Source organism: Akkermansiaceae bacterium (assembly GCA_024233115.1).
Classification (GTDB): Bacteria; Verrucomicrobiota; Verrucomicrobiia; order Verrucomicrobiales; family Akkermansiaceae; genus Oceaniferula.
On the sequence record JACKQB010000004.1, the window covers coordinates 236789 to 261105 of the forward strand.

Genomic DNA, 24317 nt, shown 5'->3' on the forward strand with positions numbered 1-24317 from the left:
TTTGCCGTTTCACATCCTATGAATAATTTTACCCCAAGAGCCCAACAAGTGCTCGCCCTAGCCCGCAAAGAAGCCGACCGCTTCAATCACAACTATGTGGGAACCGAACACATTCTGCTAGGCCTCATCAAGCTGGGTCAGGGTGTTGCTGTCAGCGTGTTGCAAAACATGGGACTCGATCTCGAGACCGTCCGTATCGAGGTGGAAAAACAGGTCGGCTCCGGCCCCGAAAGCAAAATGACCGGCAACATCCCCTACACCCCGCGTGTGAAAAAAGTGCTGTCGCTTTCCAACAAGGAAGCTGAAAACCTCGACCACTCCTACGTCGGGACCGAACACCTTTTGTTAGGATTACTCCGCGAAGGCGAAGGTGTCGCTGCACGCGTACTCACCAGCCTCAATGTCGACATCAACCAGACCAGGCAGGAAATCCTTGCCGAGATCGACCCCAACTTCAATCCGGACGACCTCGCGGACGATTTTGATGAGTTCGAGGACGAGGATGAGGACATTGAAATGCCCAGTGCCGAGAGCGAGGGGAAAAGCAAGACACCCGCCCTGAAGGCCTTTGGCCGTGACCTCACCAAGTTGGCGAAACGCGACAAGCTCGATCCTGTGATCGGACGCGAATCCGAGATCGAACGCGTGATCCAGATTCTTTGCCGCCGCACCAAAAACAACCCGGTGCTCATCGGTGAAGCCGGTGTGGGTAAAACAGCCATCGTCGAGGGCCTCGCCCAGGAAATCGTCAATGGCAACGTGCCCGAACTACTGCGCGACCGCAAGGTGGTCACCCTCGACCTCGCCCTCATGGTCGCGGGCACCAAATACCGTGGCCAGTTCGAAGAGCGCATCAAAGCCGTCATGGACGAGATCCGCAAAGCGGAGAACATCATTCTCTTTATTGACGAACTCCACACCATCGTCGGCGCCGGCTCCGCCGAGGGCGCCATGGACGCGTCCAACATCATCAAGCCGGCCCTCTCCCGCTCCGAGCTCCAGTGCGTGGGTGCTACCACCATGAACGAATACCGCAAGTTCATCGAGAAGGACTCCGCACTTGAACGCCGATTCCAAAAAGTGAAGGTCGAAGAACCCTCCGAGGAGGACACCATCACCATCCTTGAAGGCCTCAAGTTCAAGTATGAGGAACACCACAAGGCCAAGTACACCCAGGAGGCACTTGTGGCCTCGGTGAAACTTTCCGCACGTTATCTCTCTGACCGGTTTTTACCCGACAAAGCGATCGATGTCATCGATGAGGCCGGCTCACGGGCACGCATCGGCCAGATGACCCGCCCCCCCAAAGTCAAAGACCTGGAGGCAAAAATCGAGCAGATCCAGGCCGATAAGGTCGCGGCCATCAATGATCAGAATTTTGAACAGGCCGCTTCCATGCGTGATGCGGAAAAACAGGCAAAGTCGGAACTTGAGAAAATCGTCTCCACATGGAAAGCGGAGAGCGAGGAAACCATCGTCGAAGTCGGCGAGGACGAAATCATGGCCGTCATCTCCAAATGGACCGGCGTACCGCTTCAACGTATGGAGCAGAAGGAGGCCGACAAGCTGCTGAAAATGGAAGACGAGCTCAAGAGCCACGTCATCGGTCAGGACACGGCGGTGGTGACCATCTCCAAAGCGCTGCGCCGCTCGCGCGCCGACTTGAAAGATCCGCGCCGACCGATTGGCTCATTCCTATTCCTCGGACCCACCGGTGTGGGTAAGACCTACCTCGCCCGCCACCTGGCCGAGTTCATGTTTGGTGATCCGGAGGCCCTGATCCAGATCGATATGTCCGAATACATGGAGAAGTTCTCCACCTCACGCCTGATCGGCTCGCCTCCGGGCTACGTCGGTTACGAGGAAGGCGGCCAGCTTTCCGAGGCCATCAGGCGCCGACCCTACTCGGTGGTCCTGTTTGACGAAATCGAAAAAGCCCACCCGGACGTGATGAACCTGCTGCTCCAGATCCTGGAAGAAGGCACGGTGACGGATTCGTTTGGACGTAAAATCGACTTCCGCAACACCATCATCATCCTCACCTCCAACGTCGGCGCCTCCAGCATCAAACGCCAGACATCCCTCGGCTTCGGTGCCATGCAGGAAGAGGAAGGCGATTTCGAAGGTATGAAGGCGAAGATCCTCGAGGAAGCCAAGAAGCAGTTCAAACCCGAGTTCCTGAACCGGCTTGATGACACCGTGGTCTTCCACATGTTGGAGAAAAAGGCGCTCAACGTCATCGTCGACCTCGAGTGTACCAAGCTCTTTAATCGTCTTCAGGATAAAGGGATCACCTTGAATATGGACAAAAACGCCCGCGAGCTGCTCATGGAAAAAGGCTACGATCCCAACTACGGAGCCCGCCCGATGCGCCGTGCCGTGGAACGCTACCTCGAAGACCCGCTCGCCGAGGCCCTGCTCCGCGCCGACATCAAGGAAGGCGACACGGTCAAGGTCAGCCGTAAGAAGGACGCCAAGAAACTCACCTTCACCCCGGTCCCGTCGAAGGGGAAAGACAAGGGCAAGGCAAAGGCTTGACCAGGCCGGACGCATTGCGAACTTGAACAGCCCCTCTCAACAACTACCCTGCGAATCATGGCATTGCAATTGACAGATGATCTGGTCTCCGTCGAGGACTACCTCGCAGGAGAGCTGGTCTCCGAGGTGAAGCATGAATACCTCGGAGGCATCGTGCATGCCATGGCAGGAGCAAAGATGGGGCATAACAGGGCCGTGACAAATGCCACGGCCTCTCTCCACGGCTCTCTCAAAGGCAAACCCTGCCAACCCTACAACAGCGACACCAAGGTCAGAATCCAGTTGCCAAACCAAATCCGCTTTTACTATCCCGACCTCCAGGTCATTTGTGAACCTGTCGACGAGGAAGCTTCGTTTACGGACTCACCTGTCGTTGTCGTTGAAGTATTCAGCCAATCGACACGGCGCATTGACGCCGGGGAAAAACGTGATGCCTACCTCACGATTCCCTCACTCAAAGTGCTGATCCTGGTCGACCCCACAAAGGTGAGCGTCAACGTCGACCGACGACACCCGAACGGCGGCTTCATGCAGGAAAATTATCGTAACCTCGCCGACACCGTCGACCTTCCGGAAATAGAGGCGCAGCTTCCGCTTGCCGACATCTATCAGGGCCTGTCCGCTGACTAGGATGGAACTGCGCAACGGGTTTCCCTGTCCGAGGCACCCGCCCGATATGGTGCCATGGCCACGAAGACCAGGAATCCGCGCACCGTTGACCACATCCGCTTTCCGACTTGTGCCCTATCACCATTTGTGCGCATTGTAGCCTGAACCCTGGCGTCTGAATGATGCACCAGGGTGCACCCTTGCATACCCTCGAAGTCATATTACAACCGCACAACAACCACCGTTATGGATATTAAAGAAGAAACCGCAAAGATCAGTGGCAATCCGCTGATTCGTTATGCCATCCTGTTTATCGGACTCTGCATCCTGTTCCTCAGTGAAGGTATACTCACCTGGAAAAGGACCGCCGAGCGCGATGCCGCAGGCAACGTCGACGCAATCCAGTTCAAAATTGGCAAACTCGAAAAGGATATCGCCGATAAAGACAGCTCGTCAGACGACAAAAAAGCCTGGCGTGAAGAAGTCAAGGACCTCAAGGAAAACGACCTTGATGAGGCTCGCATGGAGGCCGCCTCGGAAAGCGTGGATGCTAAAAATGGCATCTGGCTCTGGAGTATGGCCCGCCTGAAAGGACTCGCCATTGTCTCCATCGGCCTGCTGATCATCGCCGCCACGGGTGGAACCCACGAAAAAATAGGTGCCCTCGTCGCTCTCGGCCTCGTCGTGGCCCGACTATAGATCCGAGCCTCCATCAATCCATTCAAGCGGACAGCAGCCATGTTGTCCGCTTTTTTTATTACACTTTTTTATTACACCCGCCCCATCAGATCCGGTTCCTATCCCGGAATGCGGTCGGTGTGGTTCCCGCTTCACGTTTGAAGAATACGACAAATGCCCGGCGGTCTTTGAAACCAACCAGGGGAGCCAGTTGCGACATGGGTAAGTCGGTTGTTAGAAGTAACTCGCGCGCCCAGTCGAGTCGCACCTGACGGATCTCCTGGGCAGGCGAGTGTCCAGTCAGGGCAATAAAACGTTTTTCAAACGTGCTGCGGGAAACATTCATCTCGTTGACCAGCATATCCACGGTAATACCCTCGCGGGCCCGCGCACGGATGATGCTTCTGGCGCGGAGAATCTCCAGATCGCCCTCAGACTGTCCAAGGGTGGAGCCCCGCACCCGGACACCGCGCACCGGGACTTTTTCATGCTCCGTCAGCAAGGCTTCACCGTTCATCAGCTTCTCGAGTTTCTGAATACCACGCGCACCGGTTTCGATGTCACGCAGTACAATACTCGACAAGGGCGGATCACAAAGTTTGGCTTCAAATGAATCAAAACATGCCAGCACCCCCACTTCATCCGGTATCGAGTAGCCTTCGCGAACCAGGTAATCGACCACTAACCGGCCCCGGCGGTCGTGGCGGGTATAGATGCCGAGTGGTTTGTTCATCGTGTTAAGGGCCCTGACAAACTCGGGACAGATTTCATTCAACTCACCGACATTGGTGCAGTCGATGCCATCACGGATCGATACACTCATAAATTCTATCCCGCGGGCAGCGCAGAGGGGACGAATGAGGGGATCGAGTAACAGCTTTTGGTCAATCCCCTCGGTTTCCAGGTTGAGGATATTCCTGTACCCAAGCGCATCAAAGTGTTCGACCACGGTTTGCGCCAATGACCGGTAGTCGGTGCCGACGGATGCATGGATTCCATCCTCCGTTCCCACGAGGTTGACCACGGGGATTTCCACATCGCGCAGCCATAATTCCGCATTTTCATCGTAACAGGCGATGATGCCGTCAGGCTTCCACTCCTCGGTAAACAGATCGTCATAACCGGCCTCGTAGAGTAAAAAACTACGGAAAGCACAGCGGTCCCTCACCCCGGGAACAGACAGTAGGCCGTCTATCAACCGGAACGGCCGCTCGTAGTTGTTCTCCAACAAGATGGCTACATTTTTACGTCCTTCGCTCACGACACTGTCAATATCCTAGTTTACCGGACGATGCAACCACCAGAAAACAATATCACTTGATTGCCTCACCACAGTACACCCGAAAGCCGGGGGGCATGGAACAACATCCCCCTCCACACCTCCAGGTCCCGCGCCTGCGATCGACCAGCCCTGGCAACTACTGCTGGGCCTTGTCATTAATCGCTTCGCCGGCACTCTGCATGTCGCGGCCAAATCCAGCCATGGTGTTGCATGAACTCAGTGCCATGGCGGCAAGTCCGAGGAGGGCGAGGATGATTTTTACGGAGTTTTTCATGGTTTCAAATGAGGTTCTTCTATTGAGGTTTGGTTGTAACGCTATCAAGCCGTTGATAGTGGCGGTATATTAAAACCTCTCCCGGAGGTTGCCAATCATTTTTCATGCACAACTTGACGCAGGGTCCTGTGCCGTTCAGAAATGGGCATGATCAAATTCCTCCACACCCGTATCAGGGTCTCCCATCCCGAAGCCAGCATCGCTTTCTACCAGAAACTCGGTTTTGAGCTCGGCGAACAAAAAACATCGCCCCAGGGAAACCAACTGGCATTTCTCCACCTTCCCGGAAACGAGCACTTTCTCGAGCTGACCTACTCACCGGATTTTCAGGTCACGTTTCCAGAGGACCTGATGCACACCGCTGTCGGGGTCCCCGACATCATCGACTACTGCGATCAGCTTGAGCAGGACGGCATCGAAATCTGGCCGGGTGATTGGAGGGAAAAATTCTCCTCGGGCGACCGGAAAATGGCCTTCGTCACCGATCCCGATGGCTACGAGGTTGAGATTCTTGAGTGTTAGACCTGCTAACACCTGTCGCGGGTAATGCACTAACCCACCTCCACCTCACCATCATGGATAAGCTCGAGGAGGTGGGGGGATTTTTCCAAAAGCGGGTCATCCGCCAGCACCTTATCGGCCAGCGCGCGTGCTTCGCGGATGAGTTCTGTGTCGGCCAGAAAATCAATAAAGCGCAGGTCGGCCAAGCCGCTTTGGGCAGTACCGAGCACATCCCCCGGACCACGCAGACGGAGATCGGCTTCAGCGATTTTAAATCCGTCCGAGGTGTCTACCAGGACTTGCAGCTTTTCCATCGCGTCAGCTGACTTGCCATCGGTTGTCAGGATACAATAGCTTTTGTGTTCACCTCGACCGATGCGGCCCCTGAGTTGGTGCAGCTGGGCCAGGCCAAATCGTTCCGCATTGTGGATGACCATGATATTGGCATTGGGCACGTCCACCCCCACCTCGATGACAGTGGTGGCCACCAGCACATCCAGCTCGCCATCCCTGAATGCGGTCATCACGGCATCTTTTTCCTCAGGCGCAACTTTTCCGTGTAGGAGTCCCACCTTGAACCGGGATAATCGCTTCACCCACTTTTCATATTCCACCGTGGCCGCCTCGGCCTTGAGTTCATCGCTTTCCTCGACCAGTGGATACACGAGATAGGCCTGGCGTCCTGCGGCGAGCTGTTCCTGGATGAATTTGGTGATGTCGCTTACCTTGGGTTTCTTTCTAACCGCGGTGATGATCCCGCCCCTGCCCGCCGGTCGTTCATCGAGTATGGACACATCCAGATCACCATAGATGGTCAGTGTCAGTGTGCGCGGGATCGGCGTCGCCGTCATCACCAGGACATCCGGCATCACACCCTGGCCTATCAGCATGGCCCTTTGGCCGACCCCGAACTTATGTTGTTCATCAATCACCACGAGACCCAGGTCATTGAACTTCACACCCTCGTAAAGCAAGGCGTGGGTACCGATGATAATTTGTGTCTCACCGTCCAGCTCCAGATGGTTGTCTTCCTGGCGCGATCCTGTCCTCAAGGCTATTCTAACACCAAGCGGCTCAAGCCATTTTTTAAAGGTCAGGTAATGCTGTTCCGCAAGGATCTGGGTAGGTGCCATCAGCGCTGTCTGCACACCGGAATCCACCGCCAGCAGCATCGCACACATGGCGACAAAGGTTTTTCCCGAACCGACGTCACCTTGCAGCAAGCGACCCATGGGCCGGGGCAGGCGCATATCAGCGACCACCTCCTTGACACTGCGTTTTTGCGCCCCTGTTAGATCAAAGGGAAGACTGTGATAGAACTCGGTAAGAAGCTTGGTTTTTCTGCCTAGCACCCTGCCTTGCAGCTCGTGATACCGGGCCCGTTTCCAGACGACACTCAGCTGCAGGGAAAAGAATTCCTCAAGGGCGAAGTATCGACGTGCCGCCTCGGCCTGCTCCAGGCTTTCAGGAAAATGGACTTCTCGCATCGCCTCGTGACGCGGGTAGGTGGGGTCGACATCATAGACCGCCGCCAGGCTCGCCGCATCCACCATATCCAGCAACTTGTAGGCATACTCACGCTGGCGGCGTTGGGCGATACCACTGACACCTTTGTAAATGGGCACAATCCGCTCAAGATGGATCGACGCTTCGTCGTCATCCCCCACGATTTCAAAATCCGGATGGTCGATGATGATCCGTCCCTGATACTCTTTGGGTTTACCAAAAAGAACCACCTCATGGCCGGCGGCGAGCATGTTTTTCATCCATGGCATGTTGAACCAGCGGCAGGTTATCTTGTTAGACGCGAAGACACCCTCACCCGATTCGATCACAACCGCCTCGTAGAACTGTTTTCTCCCCCCGAAACGTTTTACCTGGGTATCAATGACCGTGCCCTTCAGGCAGCGTGAACCGCCGCCGGCTTGCACCGGAAAGGCATCAAACCTTCTCCGGTCCTCGTAACGCCTGGGCAGGCGATCGAGCAGGTCGCTGACCGTTGCCACCCCCGCCGAGCCATAGGCGAGCACGTCCTTGGCGGAGATCATTTCCACCGACGACAGGGCATCACTGGCCTTGAATCGACTCATCGTTTGTTGTCCGGTATCTAGGTATCCGTTTGGTCTTTCTGGTGAGGCCGCACATCCTGGATGACAATCTGCAGACTGGTCCTTCCCCGGAAAACGTTCCGGTTAATGGTAAAGACGATATCCCACGGCTCTTCCGGGTCGGGGAGCTCGCGCTGGCCGGCACCGAAAAACATGGCGTCGTGCCAGCACTCGCCCTGTTTCATGGAAATCTTCAAGTGATGGTTTTTCATCTCCCGCGGTGGCTCGGTCAGATAAACCTCCCGGCTCATAAACAGAGGCTCGGGGTTACAGGAGCCAAAGGGCTGAAGCAGCTCGTAGCTTTTCAAGAACTCCAGGGATAACTCGGGGAAGGTAATTTCGGCATCGATGTAGAGCCTCGGCAAACGGTCGTCCGCGCTCACGTTTTCCTCGACGTATCTTGCAAAGCCCTTGCGGAAGGCTTCGATGTTATTCTCGTCGACGCTGATCCCGGCGGCCATGGCATGGCCGCCGCCGGCAACCAGCAGATCGCGGTTGGCGTTGATTGCTTCCATCAGGGATACGCCGCCGATACTACGCCCGCTTCCCTTGCCCAGTCCCTGGTCATCGATGGCGATGATAAACGCCGGTTTGTGAAAGCGCCGCATCATCCTGGAAGCGACGATGCCCACCACCCCCGGGTGCCAGTCACGCGAGCCTAACGCAATCACGGGATCAGACGGATCGCACTCGGTTTTCAAACGATGGAGGGCATCCTTGTGGATACGCATTTCCTCTGCTTGCCGGTCCTTGTTATGGGCGTCCAGCAAATCTGCCAGACGTTCGGCTTCGCTAACATCATCCGTGGTCAAGGCTGCCAATGCGTCTTCAGGGCGATCCATTCTACCCGCAGCGTTGATCCTGGGGCCAATCCTAAAACCGACATCCGCACTGGTTATCTTCCCCTTCACCTGGGCGACCTGCATCAGTGCCTTGAGACCTGGGTTGCGGGTGTTTGCCATACGCTTCAGGCCATGCCTGACAAGGAGCCTGTTTTCCTCGACCAGCGGCACAATGTCCGAGACGGTGGCGAGGGCCACAAGGTCGAGATAATCCTTGAGGTCGAAACTCTCAAGCGGTCGTTGTTTGAGCAAGGCATGGGCCAGCTTGAACACCACCCCGGCGGCACAGAGATATTGAAATTCCTGGTCGGCCTCATCCACGCACTTGGGGTTGACCACGGCTATGCAGTCGGGTTTTCCCATCGGGGGCAGCTCGTGGTGATCCACGACAATCACATCCACGCCCTGGGCCTTTAATGCCGCGATTTCATCCAGTGAAGCTGTGCCACAATCCACGGTGATCAATAAATCCGGCTTTACCCCTTCCGCCATGCATCTCGCCAGCGCCGCATCGTTCAGGCCGTAGCCTTCCGGCCCCCTACGGGGAATAAAGCTCCTAACAGACACGCCATAGGTTCCGAGGATGGCGGTCATCAGGGTCACCGAGGTAATGCCGTCCACATCGTAGTCTCCATAGACACATACCTGCTCACCCAGGTCCACTGCCGAGAGGATACGCGCCACGGCCGCATCCATGTCGGGCAGGAGAAACGGGTCCTGAAGGTGCATCAACCGCGGATGGAGAAAGCGGTCCATGTGCGCGACATCCACCCCTCTCTGGAGCAGCATACGCACAAGGATCCCCGGCAAGGCGCTATCCACATCCGGCGGAACCTCCGGGATCTCTGCAACGATCCATTGTGATTGCTTCTGACTCATGCATGGTACGCTATGGATCTATGCAGCCCTTCACAAGGAAAGAAGATGAATTCGCCTGATAAGTTCAAAAATCCGCCACCGGGGGGGCAAACCCTGACCCTGACCCTGTGCGTCAGCCGGCCAGCTCGCGCAGCAGCAGGTGATCGGTCGCGGGTTTTTCTCCGCAGATACGCTCGACCAGTGTGTTCCAGACTTCCCGGCCCTTGAGTATATCCACCTCAATCCGGAGAAAATAAACCGGCACGTCCAGCTCGGTGGGTTTCAGAAAGCGCACGGCGTCCTTTTCCGTGGTAATGATCAGCTCAATATCGCGCTCAACACAGCGGCGCATGAAGCGGTCGATCTCTTTTTGATTAAACGGGTGGTGATCGGAGAACACACGGTGGAATTCCACCTGGGCACCGAGTTTTTCCAGGATTTTCTCAAAACTCCTTGGCACGGCGATACCACTTATCGCGGCCACATATTTATCAGCCAGGAAATCAAGCGGCATCCGCTCACCGGTGTACAAATTTTCCAAATGCTTCGGCCCATGGGTGCACTCGATGATTTCCGCATACTTGTTATAGCGACGCATTTTCTGGATCAGCTCTTCGTTCGAGCTGCCATCGCATTTGGTAATAAAGATGTAATCCGCGCGGATCAGGTTTTTCGCAGGTTCGCGCAAGGTCCCTCTCGGCAGCATCTGGCCGGTGCCAAACGGGGCACTCTGGTCGACCAGGATAACATCCGTCGAATGGGCGAGATCAAGGTACTGCAGGCCATCATCCAGGATCAGCGTATCCGCCTCCAGTTCGCCCACCGCAAAGCTGCCGCCCTTGACCCGGTTTTTATCCACCACCACGGACACACCGGGGAGGTTTTTGGCCAGCATCCACGGTTCGTCACCGGCATAGGAGACGGCGATCAATGGCTCGCCGCCGTCGCTGACCACCTTCGGCATTTCGTCGGCCGGTATCGCCCCCCCTCCCTCCCGACGGCTCCACGTCTGGGGTTTACTCATTTTTTTGCTCTTATAACCGCGGCTGAGGATGGCGGGTTTACGCCCCCGGTCGCGCAGCGTGCGGGCAAACAGCTCCACCACCGGGGTCTTGCCCGTGCCTCCCACAGTCAGGTTGCCGATGCTGACCACCTGGATCCCCAGATAATGCTGGGTCTTTTTCCCATTGCGGTATCTCCCCAGACGTTTGGCCACACCGAAACGGTAAAGACCCGACAAACTCCACAGGAAAATCCGCATGATCGTCGCACGGAACCCGCGGGCCCTCCCGAAAATAACTTCGGTGCCCCATTGTTCCAGCTCGTCCAGCGTTTCTCTCATCCCTGCACAGGCTTATACACTCTGCACTTGAAACTTGGAACTTGAAACTTAACACTTCTGCCATGACCAGACCCGACGGACGCCAGAACGATGAATTACGCCCTATCACTTTCGAACCCGGCATAGCGCCCCACGCCACCGGCTCCGTGCTGGTCTCATTTGGAAACACCCGCGTCATCTGCGCCGCCACCATCCAGGAGGATGTGCCACGCTGGATGAAGTATCAAAAAATAGGCGGCGGCTGGCTCACGGCGGAATACAATATGCTGCCCTACTCCACACTCGACAGAAAACAGCGGGATATATCCACGGGCCGACTCGATGGCCGGTCATCCGAGATCCAGCGGCTCATCGGCCGGTCACTGCGTGCCGTGGTTGACCTGAAGGCCCTCGGACCACGCACAGTTTGGCTCGATTGTGATGTCCTCCAGGCCGACGGCGGCACTCGCACCGCCTCCATCACAGGTGGCTGCGTCGCCATTGCCATTGCCCTGAACAAACTGATGGCTGCTGGGAAACTGAAGTCTTTCCCCATGAAAAAACTGGTCACCGGCATCAGCTCCGGCGTTTACCAGAACACCCCGGTCCTTGATCTCAACTACCCCGAGGACAAGGACGCCAGCGTCGACTTCAATGTGGTGATGACCGAGGACCTCGAATTCGTCGAACTCCAGGGAAGTGGCGAGGAAAGCACCTTCACCAGCGAACAAATGACCGCCATGCTGGATCTTGCCAAAAAGGGCGTGATCGAAATCACCGCACTGCAAAAGCAGGCTATACTTGACGCGGATCAGGCATCATCAACAGACCTTAAAGATCTCGCCGATTGTTTTAAACGCCCGTAGGTTATTTTCCCCATCCAAGCTTGTTTTTTGCCTTGCGGGAACGGCCAGACGTAGTAGCTTGCAGTGTCAGTTGTGCCTTCACGTACGTGGCGGCCTGGCTGAGTACAAAAACAAGTGTATAAAACACATACAAAACAAAAAATAAATACCATGAAAATAACAAGCAAAAATAGAGCATTAGGTTTCACCCTCGTGGAACTCCTCGTTGTTATCGCCATTATTGCTGCTCTCGCAGCCATGGCGACCCCCGTTATCATGAAGCAGAACAAAAAAGCTGCCATGACCGAAGCCACCAGTAACGCCAAGCAGATCTTCTACCTGCTCATCGAGTTTGACCAAGACTACGGTGAGTTTCCTGGAGACGATACCGCGGTAGACGAACTCGCCGGCTACACCGGCTCCAACTCCAACGACTACCTGGCCCAGTTCATCGCTGGCGGCTATACCAAGTCCGAGGAAATCTTCTACGCCAAGGGCGGTGCTTCCACAAACAAGAAGCCCGACAACGTGGTTACCAACAAAACCGACCAACTCGCAGAAGGTGAGTGCGGATTTGCATACATCAAGGGTATGTCCACCAGCGTGAACAGTGGACGCCCTGTCATCATGGCACCATTTGATACCGGCGAGGCATTCAAGCCAGACCCCTATGACGGCAAGGCCGTTGTGCTCCGTATCGATGGCGCTTGCAAACAACTCCTGCTTAACAAAAACGACAACAAAGCCAAGCTCGGCGGTGGCAAGACACTGTTCGACACGGGTAATGATACCGTTTGGGGAACCGATGGATACGTCAGCTCAGACCTAGTCGAAGCCAAGTAACCCCTGTTAAACAAACAAACTAACAATCAACCTGCCGGAGAGGGAAACCTCTCCGGCTTTTTCGTATCCGCCCTCTAACACATCAGATCCAGAATACGTCCACCACAAACCACACAATCATCATCACGCCCACCACCACCTTGACGATGAGGCCGGCCACCGTTCCCAGCACAGAGCCGACTCCCGATACGGTGGCGGGACGGACCTCTTTTTTTGCAAAGACAAACTCACATAAGGTCGAGCCAATCAGTGGGCCAAGGATCAGGCCAAAGGGCATGAAAAACATCCCGACAACCCCACCGATCAAGGCACCGGCCGCCCCCCATCGGGTCCCTCCAAACCAGCGGGTGCCAACCGCTCCGCTCATGAATTCGAAAACCTGGGAGAGCGTCAGCAATAAGCCAAGCACGACAAAGGTCCACCACTCCACCCCCGACTCATCCCGCAACATCAACCAGTGGGCCACAGCCGCGAAAAACAAGATCAGATGGCCGGGAAGAAAGGGAACCAAGGTGCCGATGAACCCGACGATCAACAAACACACCGTCACCACCCACGCCACAGCGGTGCCGATAGCGGGCAGGATATCAACCAAAAAACCAAGCATACGCCACCTGTAATCGACCCAGCCAAACACGCAAGCAAAGGCTGCATGTTTTTTCGCAAATACCGCCTCCCATTTACCCCACATTACCCTTTCCATCCGCTATGGGCAGTGCTTGTATGCAGTCATGAAAAAGGAATTGTTGGAAAACCCCGTTTTCCATATGGCAGCCAGCCAGTTCGACCGCACGGCGGACTTTCTCGATCTGGCCCCTCTGTTCGTAAACAGAGTAAATGGCCCGAGCGATTAATACACTCACGGTTCCCATTCAGCGGGGAAACGGCAATAACCGAGGCCTTTTCCAGCTATCGTGTTTAGCGGCGCTTGAACGGGTCATTACCACGGACAATGCAGCCAAACTCGAAAAAGAGTTTGAGCAAGTCGTGCATTTCTCCCAAGATGCAGACGCCTCCCATCGGCTTTAATCAAGTCACCAAAACCAGAGCTGTCCGTGGTCTCTTTCCTTGAAATATCCAACTCACAACCCATCATTTTACATATGCCTATCAGTACAACCTTTGCATCCTTTGGACAACCACCTGAAGTCATCGATCTTACAGAAACCCGTCGTCGTGAACTTCAAGCAGATGAAATACGGCTACGCATGCTGGTCTCGCCGATCAATCCGGCCGACATCAATTATATCCAGGGTGTTTACGGTCTCAAACCCGCGCTACCTGCTACCGCCGGTCTCGAAGGCTGCGGCATGGTCATCGAATCCCGGGCTGATGATTTTCAGGTAGGCGATCTTGTCATCACCATCCAACCCGTCGGAACATGGTCCGAAGAAGTCACCTGCACATCCAGGGATGTCTTGAAAATACCGCGCGAAACACCGGTCGAGCAGGCATCCATGCTCAAAGTCAACCCGCTCACAGCGTGGTGCATGCTCACACAGTTCGTCAATCTCCCCCAGGGATCATGGGTCATTCAGAATGCAGCCAACTCCGGTGTCGGCACCTGTGTGATCCAGATTGCCAGGCTTCTCGGGCTGCGTACCATCAACCTGGTGCGCCGCGAGCAACCTATCGCTGGTCTTCTCAAGCTGGGTGCCGATCATGTGTTGTTAGATAATCAGGAGTCGATCGATCAAATCAAGGATCTCACCGCCGGTGCCCCTCCCGTCCTGGCTCTTAACGCCGTTGGTGGCGACAGTGCCTTGCGGCTGATGGACGCGCTCGCCACCAAGGGTATCCACGTCACCTACGGAGCAATGAGCATGCGCAGCCTGAAGGTTCCTAACAAATTCCTCATTTTCAAACGCATCCAGCTACACGGATTCTGGGTCACCGAATGGATGAAGGAAAATGATTCCGATACCCTCAAACAATGCTATGCACAACTTGCCCGATGGATCATTGAAGGCAATCTAACACAGCCTGTCGATTCCACCTACCCACTTGCAGATATCACCGCTGCCGTTACCCGTGCGATGGAGAATAAGCGGAATGGCAAGGTGCTGGTCACGTGCAGTTCTTGAGAAAGAAATTATTTTTTCTGAATAAGTTTCATATTCCTGTCGTCGAAGTAAGCGAACACCAAAAACCACAATAATATGAAAACAATACTAGCAACACTTGTCACCATCATCGTCGGATTGGTAGCTCTTCCCGGCACAGCTGAAGCCCGTCCACACGACAACTGCAGCTCCAGCTACACCTACCTGAGCGGCAATACAGCATGCGGATGCCCCGTCTATACCAAGCGTGTCTTCGTAGGATACGATTGTTACCACCGTCCGATCTACCGCTACTACAGTGTTCCGGTCGTGCACCGCTGCAGAAGCCATTACCGGCCTACATACCATAACCACCCGGGACATGGTAGCCGCTATTACAATAACAGCCGCTACCCAAGCCACCGCGGACACAGCAGCCACATCAGCTTGCGCACACGCTATGGTAATGTGAGTATCTGCCGCTAATCACCATCATTCAAAAAACACCAACAAGGAGGGCCCGCATGGCTCTCCTTGTTTTTTTTGATAAAAGCGCTACCCTGGCTTCGCTCCCAGAGTAAGCACCCATGAACGCATTATCCATCAGTCTCCTATTGTCAGTTGTTTCCCTGCTTCCGATCCGGGCGGCATCCTCAGGCAGCGAACTGCTCGCAGCCCTGCAGGCACGGATTGATCGAGGAGGGGACTACGCCGATGTCTATGATGCCGTTGACGACCTTCCCGACTCTGAAGTCAAGGAACTCTACAAACAAGTCGAGCGTGCATGGCCAAGACTCCAGGAAAAATACATCTCCAATTTCCAACGCACCGCAAGAAGCTCCAGCGGCAAGGCGGGGGAACACAAAAGCCGGGTTCGCGATTTACGCAAGGAGCTTGCCGCCATGAAGTCACTCGGGGATGGCCCAATGAAGGATGCTCTCAAAAAACGCGGTATGCCCATCCTGGATGAACTACGTGATTTATTGCTGCCCAGCGCAAAAACAATCCTGGCAACAAGCGATGAAACCCTGAAAAAAGAACGGCGGGGCCTGCTAGCCATTGCGGGACTGCGGGACGCGCTGATCGAAGCCGCAATTATTCCAGGTAAAGAAAACTCGGTCTCCCAGGTTGAAACCCTGGAAAATTCCGTCACCCAGGCCCTCTCCGGCCTCGATCGCAAAGGACTCAAGCTCATGGAACAAAACCGCAAAACTGCGGAAAAAGCCAAGGTCCCGGAGGCGGAAAGGCTCGGTGTGGCCGATGCCAACCTGATGCGTCTGCTCGCAGGCTACAACGCTCTGGAAATCGACCCCAAACTCTGCGCCGCCGGTCGTGACCACTCCAAGGACATGGCAACCCTCGGTTTTTTTGCCCACGAATCTCCGGTGGCTGGAAAAAAAACTCCCTTTATCCGCGCCAATAACTTTGGCACCTCGGCCTCCGGCGAGAACATCTACATGGGCTCCACCGACCCCAAGGGTGCCAACAAAGCCTGGTTCTACTCACCCGGCCACCACAGGAATATGTTCAACGGCAGTCACCGCCGCATCGGCCTCGGCCAGCACGACCGCCACTGGACGCAGCTCTTCGGCAGCTAGGAGGGAAATAGCTTGTTAAGGAGGTTTGGATTCACCTACTCACTTCTCAACTTCTTCTTCCTCTCCCGCGCCTCGCGGAAAAAACCCTGTAGCAACGCGAGACACTCATCCTGCATGACCCCAGAGACAATATCACAGCGATGATTCAATGGCGGGTTGGACTCCAGCAAATTAATCCATCCTCCCGCCGCCCCCGCCTTGGGGTCCGGCACTCCGAATACCACACGGTCGGGCCTACAGTGCACAATGGCTCCCGCACACATCGGGCACGGCTCCTTGGTGACATACAAAGTGCACCCCTCCAGCCGCCAATCACCCACCGCATCCTGGGCCGATGTCAGCGATAACATCTCAGCATGCGCCGTGGCGTCCTTCAGTGTTTCCACCTGGTTCCACGCCCGCGCAATCACCGAACCATTGCTGACGATCACCGCACCCACCGGCACTTCACCCGCCTCATACGCCTTGCGCGCCTCACGCAACGCCAGCTGCATAAAGTAGTCGTCACTCCGGAAATCCATCATCAAATCGTCACTCACGCACAGAACCTGTCAAAAAAACTTCAAACTTCAAACTGAATACTTCAAACTAATGCCATGAGCACTTGGCAGCATACCGACCGCATCATCGCCCCCTCGCTTCTGGCGGCGGATTTTTCCAGGATCAAAGAGGAGACCGACCGCGCCATGGCCAGCGGCGGCGACTGGATGCACCTCGATGTCATGGACGGTCACTTTGTAAACAACATCTCCTTCGGCCCGGCCATCATCCAAGCCATCGATGGTGTCAGCGACGCCTTCCTCGACGTGCACCTGATGATTGCTCGACCCGACCATTTTCTCCCGGAATTCATCAAAGCGGGCGCTGACATGATCACGGTGCATGTGGAGGCCGACCACGATGTCGCGGAAACGCTCACCCGTATCCGCGAGGCGGGGTGTTTGGCGGGGCTCGCGCTTAATCCCGCCACGGCGATGTCCGCGGTGGAACCCCATCTCGACATGATTGACATGCTGCTCTGCATGACCGTGGTTCCCGGCTTTGGGGGGCAGTCATTTATGCACGAAGTCATGCCCAAGGTGGAACAAGCCGCCGCATGGAGAACGCAACGCGGGCTTTCCTATCACATCGAGGTTGACGGCGGTATCGATCCTGAAACAGCTCCCATCGCCGCCGCCGCCGGTGCCAATGTGATGGTCGCGGGCTCATCCACTTTCAAGGCGCCGGATATGGCAGCAGCAATCCGGACGATCCGCAACGCTTGATACCGGGCGAAAGATAATCAGAGCAATCGTTGTATACCAGGCCATGAAGTTTTCCATAATTGCCACAGCCTTGATCTTTGGGGGGTGCCTGTCCGCCCAGGCGTTGACGCCCGATGAGGAAATCGCCCAAAAGGTTCCACAAGCACGCGCCATCCTCGAAGCATGGAAAAAAGGCGAGCCCACTGACATCAACCGCACCCTGCATATCATTTATTGGACACCGTCGGATCGTCAACCCGCCGACCAATACCGTGAGCGGCTGACCCGCTGCATGACGCACATCCAGCGCTTTTACGCAGCCGAGATGACACGCCTCGGCTTTGGCGGCCAGACCATTAACCTTGATTTCGACCAGGACAAGCTTCTGAAAATCCACCTCGTCAAGGCTCCCCAACCCTACGCTCAATACCAGCCGGGCGATGGTAACAAGATCCGCCAGGAATGCCTCCCCGTCCTGAAAAAGGCCGGCATCGACGCCGATAAGGAAACCATTGTGATCTTTTGCAATATGTCCAACTGGGACCCCACCCAGCAACGTATGACCCAGAACAGCCCCTACTACGCAGGCGGCACCCACCGCGGCGGCACCGCATGGCAGGTCGATTCTCCGTTGTTAGACCCGGTTTATCTCGATAAAAAACAACCCATGCTCCACGACGGCCAATACGGCCACATCTCGGTGGGAAAATACAACTCCATTTTCGTAGGCGGCGTCGCCCACGAGCTTGGCCACGCTCTCGGCCTCCCGCATAACTGCGAAAGGGCAGACGAACGCGCCGCCCTGGGTATAGCATTGATGGGGGGCGGCAACCGCACTTATGGCCGCGAGCTCAGAGGTGAAGGGGCAGGCTCGTTCCTGACTCTTGCCAGCGGCCTCAGGCTGGCATCCCACCCGATGTTCACCGGCTCGATCAAAGGCATGCAACTTGCCGGCAACTCCAACCTGACCAACCTCAAAATCATCCCCGGCAACCAATCATTTACCATGACAGGAAAAGTGGAGCTTGCCCCGGGCTCCCCACCGGTCCATGCCATCCTCGCCTACACCGATCCCAATGGCGGCAGCAACTACGACGCCACAACCGCCACCGCCATACCCGACGCCAACGGTCACTTTTCACTCAACTGCACGGACCTCCGTAATGGCCACCCTGCCAGCCTCCGCTTGATCGTCCTTTATGCCAATGGCGACGCCACTTCCCACGTCGGCACCTTCAGCCCCTATACCTATTTCTACTCTGTCGGCCGCGACGGACAACCTGAGCTCAGCGACATCGATCTAACACTCCTGTTCGATCCCTGTTGCCAGGCAATCCGGAAAGCTGACCACCAGGGTGTCACAGAAGCCCTGCAAGCCGTCGCCCAGTCCCAAAACCCCAAAGCGGCGGAAATCGCCAAACGATTACTCAGGCAGGCACCCTTGCACCCGTCACCTGATCAAGTAGCTCCCACCATCACCTCCATCGCCATCGGCGACGCCACCCCCACGACCGCTGAAGTCGGTTACGGCAAACCTACTTACAATCGCCTCCCTGCTAGGGACCCCCTGTTGCGTGCAGGCGACCATATCTTCACCAGCGGCATCTACGCCCACGCTCCCGCCAAACACACCTACCAACTCGGCGGCCATTGGAAAAAACTCACGGGTAGCTGCGGGTTGGCACAACATGCCGACGGCTCGGTTGTTTTCATCATCAAGGCTGATGGCCAACAGCTCTGGTCATCCGGTCACGCCAAAACCGGCCAGATCCACCGTTTCAACCTGGATGTCACCGGCAAACAGAACCTGGAATTCATCGTCGACGACAATAACGATAGCACCCGCTCCGACTGGGGCCTGTGGCTGGATCCTACCCTGAGCCGATAGGTCGATTGACCGAATCAACTCATTTCTTCCGTGCCATCCGCGCCTTCCGTGCTTAAAACTCCGGCGTGACCAGCACCGATCTCACCACCGGACTTGGCTCGTTATTACGCGCTGAGCAGATATCCACCGCCGAAGACGTCCTCGCAGAACACGCCTCCGACAAATGGCACGCCTCCGCGCTGGCGGACGTGGTCGTTTTCCCCGAGACCACCGAGGATGTCTCCAAAGTCATCCGTTTCGCTTCGGCAAAAAACATCCCGGTTTACACCCGCGCCGCCGGCACCGGCCACATCGGCGGCTGCGTCCCGGTCAAGGGCGGCATCCTCGTCTCCATGATGCGCATGAACCGCATCCTGGAAGTCAACCCCGCCGATGGTGTCTGCGTCACCCAGCCGGGTGTCATCACCGGCGAGCTCCAGAATGCCGTTAGAAAACACGGATGGTATTACCCACCCGATCCCGCGTCCCTGAAGGAGTGCACCATCGGCGGCAACATCGCCACCAACGCCGGCGGCCCGCGCTGCCTGAAATACGGTGTTACCAAACAGTATGTGTTAGGCCTCGAGGTCGTGCTCGCGTCGGGCGAGGTCCTGCGCACCGGTGGCCGCTGCCACAAAAACTCCACCGGCTTCGATCTCACCTCGCTCATGGTCGGCTCCGAGGGCATGCTGGGCATCGTCACCGAGATCACCGTCCGACTCATCCCGCACCCGCAGACCCGCGCCATGCTCGGCGCCTCCTTCCCCGACTTCGCGGCCGCCGCCGCCGCCGTGCAGGCAATCCTCGATTCCGGCACCCTGCCGTCCGCCCTGGAAATCACCGACGGATTCACCATGGCCGCAGCCCGCGATTACCTCGGCGCCGATAAACTCCCCCCCGGCGACGCCTACCTGATGATCGAAATCGACGGCAACACCGAGACCGTCGCCCGCGAACTCCCCGCCCTACGCGACTTCTTGTTAGAACACAGGGCACTGCGCATCGATGAGGCACCGGACGAGCCGGCCTGCGAGCAAATCTGGCAGCTCCGCCGCGATTTCTCCTACTCACTCAAACACACCGGCCTGACCAAACTCAACGAGGACATCGTCGTCCCCCGCTCCAAACTGGTCGATCTCGTCAACTTCGCCAGCCAGCTCCAGCAGGAAACCGGCATCCCGGTCGCCTGCTTCGGCCACGCCGGCGACGGCAACATCCACACCAACATCATGGTGGAAAACTACGCCGACCCCGAGATTAAAAAGAAAGCCGACACCGCCCTCGACCGACTCTTCACCTGGGTCATCGAAAACAACGGCGTCATCTCCGGCGAACACGGCATCGGCCTCGCCAAAAAACCCTGGATCCGCCAGGCCCTCGGCGACCTGTCCATGGATACTCATCAAGCGATCAAAAAAGCCCTCGACCCCCAAAATATCCTCAACCCGGGAAAATTTCTAGATTAACCCATAAGTCCTACCGTGTCCTGCGTAGCCTCGGCGAAGTAGGATAGGACCCATCAGACCTATTCTTCACCATCCACCCCCACCCCATGAACCTCCAAGTATCCGTCGAAATCCCGGAATCCCCGGCCGGGGACCCACCTGCCGACCCATACTGGCTCGACCGCATCTCCAACACCTTCCCCCAGGTCGACCCCGGAACAATCACCACCCTCACCCAGACCCAAGCGGTCTCCTTCTACTACAGCATGCTCAATGGCGAAACAATCATGCAGGACACCATCAACCGAATCGCCGACATGATCGCCGGGAACAACCAGCTGATCGACGACTTGCTGGAAAAAAACAACTCCAACACCGGAATCGCCGTCGCCCTCGGCGCCCTGCTCGGCATCACCCTCTCCTGATCACCCACCATCCTAACGAACCTCATTTTACAACAATTTCAGGCTTCATTCCAGCTCACTCACCAGACAAACTCGATATCCGCGTAGGCCCCTACACCTGAAACCCACCACCGTCCGCACCCAAGCACCGCCACAGCCCGTCCCTCCATCTTTTAATCCTTCATCGCTTCATTCTAAACATGCCCACACTCAATTGGATCGGTAAAGACGCCGTCATTCGCCACCACAAGGACGTTCCCTTCCGCCTGCTGGAAGCCGATGCAAAACTTTCCCACAGCTCCGGCGGCGACGACGACGGAAACCTCATCGTCCAGGGCGATAACCTGCACGCCCTCAAGGCCCTGCTGCCAAAGTACGCCGGCAAGGTGAAGTGCATCTACATCGATCCCCCGTATAACACCGGCAACGAGGGCTGGGTCTATAACGACAAGGTCAACGCCCCCGAGATCAAGAAATGGCTCGGCGAAACCGTTGGAAAAGAGGCCGAGGATCTGTCGCGCCACGATAAATGGCTGTGCATGATGTACCCTAGAATGGTTTTGCTGAAACAATTCCTAACAGAGGATGGCGCGATCTTTGTGAGTATTGATGATAATGAAGTGGCGAGTTTGAGGCTGCTGATGGATGAGATTTTTGGGAAAAAGAATTTTATCACAACCGCAATATGGCAAAAAGTGTTTGCTCCTAAAAACTCCGCTAGGCACCTCTCCGAAGATCATGATTATGTAGTTGTTTACGCAACCAGTAGTGAGAAGTGGACTCTCAATCTACTACCTAGAAGTGAAGAAGCCCAAAAGCGTTATAAAAATCCAGATGACGATGTGAGAGGAGCATGGACATCTGGTGATATTCAAGCACGCAACTATTATTCAGAAGGAACCTATTCTATAAAATGTCCTAGTGGCCGCATAATATCGGGACCGGGCAAAGGAATGTATTGGCGAGTTTCTAAGCAAAAATTCAATGAGCTAGACAACGACAATCGTATTTGGTGGGGTGAGAACGGTGATAATATGCCTCGCTTAAAAAGATTCTTATCGGAAGTAAAAGACGGGGTGACGCCTCAAACCCTCTGGTTGCATAAAGAAGTTGGGCACACGCAAGAAGCAAAGAAGGAACTCTTGGAAGCGGTTCAGTTTGACCACTCGGATGATGTATTCATCACCCCCAAACCAACGCGCCTTATCGAACGCATTCTCCAAATCGCCACCGACAAAGACTCCATCATCCTCGACTCCTTCGCCGGCTCCGGCACCACTGGCCATGCCGTGCTGAAGCAGAACGCGGAGGACGGCGGCAATCGCAAGTTCATCCTCGTCGAGATGGAGGAAAACATCGCCCAGACGATCACCGCCGAGCGCGTGAAACGTGTTGCACAAGGTTACAAAGACGCCAAGGGCAAGAAGGTGACCGGACTCGGCGGCGGTTTCCAGTTTTGCCACCTCAGCGACGAGCCATTGTTCAATGAGTTTGGCGATATCCGTGATGACGTCAGCTTTGCCCAGCTGGCGGACTTCGTCTGGTTCAGCGAGACCGGGCTAGGTAGGGACGGCTGTCCCAGCCGTCCGGCAGAGGGAACCCCCCTCCTAGGCATCCACGATGGCCGCGCGATCTATCTCCTGTTCAACGGCATCCTAGGCGACCGCCGACCCGACGGCGGCAACATCCTCACCCGTCCGATCCTCGACGAACTCCCCGCCCACGATGGCCCCAAAACCATCTACGCCGCCGCCACCCGTCTCGGCGAACAAAGCCTCCAACGCGAACAAATCACCTTCAAACAAACCCCCTACGCCATCGAAGTCTAATGTCAGATAGAGATAAAGAATACATCCTTTTCTGTGATGAATCTGAAAAGAAGGGGAGCTTCTTCTCCAACTTTTATGGAGGCGTGATGGTGGGTAGCAGCCAATGGGATGCTGTTGTTTCCAGACTGCAAAAAACGGCGCAGGCTGCTGGAATCCGTTCTGAGGTGAAGTGGTCCAAAGTTGGCCCAATGGAACTTGAGGCATACAAAGAGCTGCTGGCGGCGTATTTTGATGAAATCCAAGCCGGAGTTCTCAAGATGCGCGTCATGTTCCGACAAAATGCCCAGGTGCCACAAAACCTCACTTCCGAGCAACGCAAGGATGAGTATTTCCTCCTCTACTATCAGTTCCTAAAACATGGCTTCGGACTGCATCACATGCCGGATCATTCGCCGGAGGGAGTTAGCTTGCGCCTCTACCTCGACAAACTCCCAAACCAGAATCGCGAAAGCAAAGAGAGGTTTCGTGGCCACATCGCGGCTCTATCTCAGAATGCGAGACTCCGCAGAAAGGGGCTTACCATACTTCCGGAAAACATCACGGATGTTGATTCCAAAAGCCACGTCCTCCTGCAATGCATGGATGTGGTTCTTGGCTCCGTCGCCTTCCGTCTGAACGACAAACACAAAATCAAGCCCGAGGGCAGCTATTACCGGGGTAAACGCACGGTGGCCAAGGAAGACCTCTACAATTTCATCCGAAAGCAAATTATCCGGGTGACTGGCAAGGCGAATTTCAATGTTGGCGTAACAACGTCACCAAGCAGTTACCCAGACGGCAGGTGGCAAGATGGCTATTTGCACTGGAAATTTAAATCCAAAGACCACGAATTTGACTCAACCCGGACAAAAAACCACAAAAAGAAAGGCCCCATCTGACCTAATGAGTCTCTGACGCGCCGCGTCAGGATTCGGTCAAGACAGAGCCTTGTGCGCGTAATAAACCACATACTCGGACTGTAATCAACCTGTTTTTCCATTTCAGTCTATCCTACTGCATAGAACCAAGAGTCCTTCACCCTTGCATAAGACCAGCTAACCCTATCCACATAAACACGCCGTCATGCCAAACAATCACCCATCTCATGTCACGCAGCCCTCTGGAGTGCTGAGGCTTGCCTCCGCTTTTTTCCAGATCGGCTTGCCGATCTTAGTTCCGGCGGCAGCCGCACTTCTACAATGGCACCACA

At 55.7% G+C, this 24317-nt stretch carries 22 protein-coding genes; 15 read left to right on the forward strand and 7 right to left on the reverse strand.

Annotated features, from left to right (window positions below; genetic code table 11):
• Window positions 1-18 precede the first annotated feature (18 nt).
• From H7A51_12030 to H7A51_12040, 3 genes are all read left to right on the forward strand, one after another.
• Window positions 19-2538 (forward strand): ATP-dependent Clp protease ATP-binding subunit, encoded by a 2520-nt coding sequence (locus H7A51_12030; GenBank protein MCP5536945.1) that lies wholly within the window; start codon window positions 19-21, stop codon window positions 2536-2538.
• A 57-nt stretch (window positions 2539-2595) separates the two neighbouring features.
• Window positions 2596-3168: a Uma2 family endonuclease gene (locus H7A51_12035; protein MCP5536946.1), complete on the forward strand. Its 573-nt coding sequence runs from the start codon at window positions 2596-2598 to the stop codon at window positions 3166-3168.
• A gap of 225 nt (window positions 3169-3393) precedes the next feature.
• Entirely contained in the window at window positions 3394-3846 is a 453-nt protein-coding gene (locus tag H7A51_12040; protein MCP5536947.1) for a hypothetical protein, read from the forward strand.
• 85 nt (window positions 3847-3931) lie between these two features.
• On the opposite strand, the gene H7A51_12045 is transcribed toward H7A51_12040, so the two are convergent.
• Window positions 3932-5086 (reverse strand): helix-turn-helix domain-containing protein, encoded by a 1155-nt coding sequence (locus H7A51_12045; GenBank protein MCP5536948.1) that lies wholly within the window; start codon window positions 5084-5086, stop codon window positions 3932-3934.
• 157 nt (window positions 5087-5243) lie between these two features.
• The gene (locus H7A51_12050; GenBank protein ID MCP5536949.1) at window positions 5244-5381 is read right to left on the reverse strand and encodes an entericidin A/B family lipoprotein; all 138 of its coding nucleotides are present in this window, start codon (window positions 5379-5381) and stop codon (window positions 5244-5246) included.
• Window positions 5382-5528: 147 nt separating this feature from the next.
• Here H7A51_12050 and H7A51_12055 point away from each other — a divergent pair, with 147 nt between their 5' ends.
• Complete coding sequence (locus H7A51_12055) at window positions 5529-5903, forward strand: VOC family protein (GenBank protein MCP5536950.1); 375 nt, start codon at window positions 5529-5531, stop codon at window positions 5901-5903.
• Between the two features lie 29 nt (window positions 5904-5932).
• Here the strand turns inward: H7A51_12055 and recG are convergent, their stop codons facing one another.
• The 3 genes from recG to lpxK form a co-directional block, all read right to left on the reverse strand.
• Entirely contained in the window at window positions 5933-7972 is a 2040-nt protein-coding gene (recG, locus tag H7A51_12060; protein MCP5536951.1) for an ATP-dependent DNA helicase RecG, read from the reverse strand.
• A 17-nt stretch (window positions 7973-7989) separates the two neighbouring features.
• The gene (recJ, locus tag H7A51_12065) at window positions 7990-9711 is read right to left on the reverse strand and encodes a single-stranded-DNA-specific exonuclease RecJ (GenBank protein ID MCP5536952.1); all 1722 of its coding nucleotides are present in this window, start codon (window positions 9709-9711) and stop codon (window positions 7990-7992) included.
• A 112-nt stretch (window positions 9712-9823) separates the two neighbouring features.
• Window positions 9824-11032: a tetraacyldisaccharide 4'-kinase gene (lpxK, locus tag H7A51_12070; protein MCP5536953.1), complete on the reverse strand. Its 1209-nt coding sequence runs from the start codon at window positions 11030-11032 to the stop codon at window positions 9824-9826.
• Between the two features lie 62 nt (window positions 11033-11094).
• Between lpxK and rph the strand changes: the two genes are divergently transcribed.
• Together rph and H7A51_12080 are read left to right on the forward strand one after the other, a co-directional pair.
• Window positions 11095-11877, forward strand: a complete 783-nt coding sequence (gene rph / locus H7A51_12075; GenBank protein MCP5536954.1) for a ribonuclease PH — start codon at window positions 11095-11097, stop codon at window positions 11875-11877.
• A gap of 150 nt (window positions 11878-12027) precedes the next feature.
• On the forward strand, window positions 12028-12699 hold the full coding sequence (locus H7A51_12080) for a prepilin-type N-terminal cleavage/methylation domain-containing protein (GenBank protein ID MCP5536955.1): 672 nt from the start codon (window positions 12028-12030) through the stop codon (window positions 12697-12699).
• A gap of 82 nt (window positions 12700-12781) precedes the next feature.
• Here the strand turns inward: H7A51_12080 and H7A51_12085 are convergent, their stop codons facing one another.
• On the reverse strand, window positions 12782-13306 hold the full coding sequence (locus tag H7A51_12085) for a DUF456 domain-containing protein (protein ID MCP5536956.1): 525 nt from the start codon (window positions 13304-13306) through the stop codon (window positions 12782-12784).
• Between the two features lie 496 nt (window positions 13307-13802).
• On the opposite strand from H7A51_12085, the gene H7A51_12090 reads away from it, so the two are divergent.
• From H7A51_12090 to H7A51_12100, 3 genes are all read left to right on the forward strand, one after another.
• Window positions 13803-14783 (forward strand): zinc-binding dehydrogenase, encoded by a 981-nt coding sequence (locus H7A51_12090; GenBank protein ID MCP5536957.1) that lies wholly within the window; start codon window positions 13803-13805, stop codon window positions 14781-14783.
• 75 nt (window positions 14784-14858) lie between these two features.
• On the forward strand, window positions 14859-15227 hold the full coding sequence (locus tag H7A51_12095; protein MCP5536958.1) for a hypothetical protein: 369 nt from the start codon (window positions 14859-14861) through the stop codon (window positions 15225-15227).
• Between the two features lie 101 nt (window positions 15228-15328).
• Window positions 15329-16339 carry a CAP domain-containing protein gene (locus H7A51_12100; protein ID MCP5536959.1) on the forward strand — a complete coding sequence of 337 codons (1011 nt, stop codon included), beginning with the start codon at window positions 15329-15331 and terminating at the stop codon, window positions 16337-16339.
• A 35-nt stretch (window positions 16340-16374) separates the two neighbouring features.
• Here the strand turns inward: H7A51_12100 and H7A51_12105 are convergent, their stop codons facing one another.
• Window positions 16375-16863, reverse strand: coding sequence for a nucleoside deaminase (locus tag H7A51_12105; protein ID MCP5536960.1), 489 nt, complete (start codon window positions 16861-16863; stop codon window positions 16375-16377).
• Window positions 16864-16935: 72 nt separating this feature from the next.
• Between H7A51_12105 and rpe the strand changes: the two genes are divergently transcribed.
• The 6 genes from rpe to H7A51_12135 all read left to right on the forward strand — a co-directional run bounded on the left by rpe (window position 16936) and on the right by H7A51_12135 (window position 24006).
• Window positions 16936-17604, forward strand: coding sequence for a ribulose-phosphate 3-epimerase (gene rpe / locus H7A51_12110; protein ID MCP5536961.1), 669 nt, complete (start codon window positions 16936-16938; stop codon window positions 17602-17604).
• A 43-nt stretch (window positions 17605-17647) separates the two neighbouring features.
• Window positions 17648-19471, forward strand: a complete 1824-nt coding sequence (locus tag H7A51_12115; GenBank protein ID MCP5536962.1) for an NPCBM/NEW2 domain-containing protein — start codon at window positions 17648-17650, stop codon at window positions 19469-19471.
• Between the two features lie 65 nt (window positions 19472-19536).
• Window positions 19537-20916 carry an FAD-binding protein gene (locus H7A51_12120; GenBank protein ID MCP5536963.1) on the forward strand — a complete coding sequence of 460 codons (1380 nt, stop codon included), beginning with the start codon at window positions 19537-19539 and terminating at the stop codon, window positions 20914-20916.
• A gap of 86 nt (window positions 20917-21002) precedes the next feature.
• On the forward strand, window positions 21003-21320 hold the full coding sequence (locus H7A51_12125) for a hypothetical protein (protein MCP5536964.1): 318 nt from the start codon (window positions 21003-21005) through the stop codon (window positions 21318-21320).
• A gap of 179 nt (window positions 21321-21499) precedes the next feature.
• Window positions 21500-23128, forward strand: a complete 1629-nt coding sequence (locus H7A51_12130; protein ID MCP5536965.1) for a site-specific DNA-methyltransferase — start codon at window positions 21500-21502, stop codon at window positions 23126-23128.
• On the forward strand, window positions 23128-24006 hold the full coding sequence (locus H7A51_12135; GenBank protein MCP5536966.1) for a DUF3800 domain-containing protein: 879 nt from the start codon (window positions 23128-23130) through the stop codon (window positions 24004-24006). The genes H7A51_12130 and H7A51_12135 overlap by 1 nt, the downstream gene beginning before the upstream one ends.
• Window positions 24007-24317 lie beyond the last annotated feature (311 nt).